Source organism: Mycobacterium sp. TH-M82, from assembly GCF_057473605.1.
In genome coordinates, this window is record NZ_JBYCKY010000840.1 from 1 (window position 1) to 2,338 (window position 2,338).

General features: G+C 65.9%; 2 protein-coding genes and 1 pseudogene. 2 read left to right on the plus strand and 1 reads right to left on the minus strand.

Annotation, left to right across the window (positions count from 1 at the left end; all coding sequences use genetic code 11):
• On the plus strand, window positions 1-134 hold a 134-nt coding region (locus AC2VON_RS24380), incomplete at its 5' end, for a hypothetical protein (RefSeq protein WP_486955140.1).
• An 870-nt stretch (window positions 135-1,004) separates the two neighbouring features.
• Window positions 1,005-2,141, plus strand: coding sequence for a PPE family protein (locus tag AC2VON_RS24385; RefSeq protein ID WP_486955139.1), 1,137 nt, complete (start codon window positions 1,005-1,007; stop codon window positions 2,139-2,141).
• A gap of 84 nt (window positions 2,142-2,225) precedes the next feature.
• On the opposite strand, the pseudogene AC2VON_RS24390 reads toward AC2VON_RS24385, so the two are convergent.
• Window positions 2,226-2,338, minus strand: a pseudogene (locus AC2VON_RS24390) (hypothetical protein); the annotation flags it as partial.

The window sequence follows — 2,338 nt, forward strand, 5'->3', positions numbered from 1 at the left end:
GCCAGCCCAAGCTGGTCACCGACGCCCACTGGGAACTCATCGACGCCTACGAGCGTGCCGCCGGTGAACCGCGCGGGCGTCCACGCGTCAAATTGCCGGAGCTCGCGCAGCTCCTGCGCATCGCCCACGGCTAGGACGGCGCCGCAGCCGTTCTCGGGCGTGCGCAACCGCCTCTCTCACCGCGACTCGGGCATTGGATGCGGGACTCTCCGAGCCACCCCCATGCGGAGGCCACCCTTGTCAGCGGGTGGGGTTTCGTCCGCGTTGGCGCAAGCTCGGTCAACTGCATCATGCAGATTTCACGTGATCAACGCAAAAAATTCACGCGTCTCGCAAGTGATACTCACGCGGTCTTGCGATCCTCACGGCGTCGCGTTCAAGAACGGCATCGCGTTGAAGAACGGCTTCGCAATGAAGAACTGGCCTTATGACGCTGTAGTTCGTTCGTATCGGCGATCGATCTGGGTGATAGAGAAAATGGCGATCGCGACGGAGACAACGGGGCCGCGGAAACGGCCGAGGGCCAGCGAGGGTCTGGCGTTCTCGGCGCGGCCCAAGGCCGCGCACGCAGCCGGTTGTTCGCGGTGCCGAAGCACTGCCCGGGCTTGACGGCGGTTGCGGGATTAGGCGGTGGCGCACCCTGGATGTTGGGACCACGAAGGCCTGTCCGCGGGCCGCGGCGCCGCGAGTGGAATTCCCCGACTATGTGGGCGGTCGTTGTCTAGCACGCATCGCGGCTCCCGCTTTGCGGTGAACTCATACACCGATGTGAGGTCACGTTGCCGCACACTGCGCTGAATCGCAATCCATCACCACATGGGTTGTCCTACGGCGTTTTTGCGACACCATTTGGTGCACCAGTCGGGCGCGGACCGCCGAGGGCGGCCAGCCTCAACCACGACGGCCGGGATTGATCCGGCGGCTGCCGAAGACTCAAGGCTTGATCCGCGTGTCAAGTCCGCCTATTTGCCGACCAAAACAACCAATTGCTCAAAGGGACGAGAATGTTGACAGATTTCGCGATGTTTCCGCCGGAGGTCAACTCCGGCCTGATGTACAGCGGCCCGGGGGCAGGCTCGCTGACGGCCGCTGCGGTGGCCTGGGATCAGTTATCTGCTGAATTGCATTCCAGCGCTGAGAATTGCCGATCGATGGTCTCGCTCCTGACCAGCTTGCATTGGCGGGGTCCGGTGTCGGAGTCGATGGCGGCCGCAGTCACCCCCTACGTGGAATGGTTGACCACCAGCGCCGCACGGGCAAGCCAAACATCCGCGCAGGCCTGGGCTGCGGTGGCAGCATTCGAGCAGGCGCGGGCGAGCACAGTGCCCCCGCCAGCGGTCGCGGCCAACCGCACGCAGTTGGCGTCGCTCGTAGCGACGAACTTCTTCGGCCAAAACACCCCGGCGATCATGGCCACCGAGGCCGCCTACGCCCAGATGTGGGCCCAAGACGCCGCCGCGATGTACGGCTACGCCGCCGCCTCGGCGACGGCGGCGAAGTTGGCGCCGTTCACCTCCCCGCAATCGCCTGTCGACCCGGCCGGATTGTCCGCTCAGCCCATGGCGACCGCCCAAGCCGCCGCCAACGCAGCGACAACGACGCCCGTGGCGGCCGCTGGCGGCATCATCCCCGGCGGCATCCTGGTGCCCGAAGACTTCACTGTCCTGGACGGCTTGTTCGCCATCTTCGACGGGATGTCAGTTTCCCGTAACGGAGTCGCGCTGGTCAACGGGGCCCTCGGGAACCAAAAGATGATCGCCGATTTCACCAAAGAAGCGACTATGACGTCGGAATCTTCGCCGATCACGCTCGCCGCGGGGCTCAACTCGGTGAACATGGTCAGTGAGGCGTCCAGGGGCGGGCTGTCGGCCGGCGGCCGCGTGGTGGCGGCTATGCGCAGCGCGGGTTCCATCGGCCCGATGTCGGTGCCCGCGGCCTGGGCCGCACCGGCTGCCACTGACGTCACGGCGCTGTCACACACTCCGTTGGCCACATTACCCACCAGCGAGGCGGGCGAGGCCGTGGGGTCCGGGATGCCCGGGATGCTCGGGATGCCCATGACAGGGACCGGACGCGGCGGAGTTGTGCCCCGGTACGGCGCCCGGCTCACCGTCATGTCACGCCCACTGTCGGGGGGGTGAAGTTGTTCAGCGAGAAGTGATCTCGCCCGCCACGGTGTCGATGGCGAGATCGACCGCCGCACCCGCCCACAACCTCGAGGGTCATCAGACGGTATCGGAAAGCTGGGGCGGCTCGGGCGGTACCAGCCTCCAGTTGTCGGGATTCTTCGGCGAGTAGACCACCGGCATCAACTGGCCTATCGTCGGCCACTGGTCGA

Coding starts and splice junctions, on each gene's coding strand:
- AC2VON_RS24385 (WP_486955139.1), top strand. CDS start 1,005: ATGTTGACAGATTTCGCGATGTTTCCGCCGGAGGTCAACTCCGGCCTG.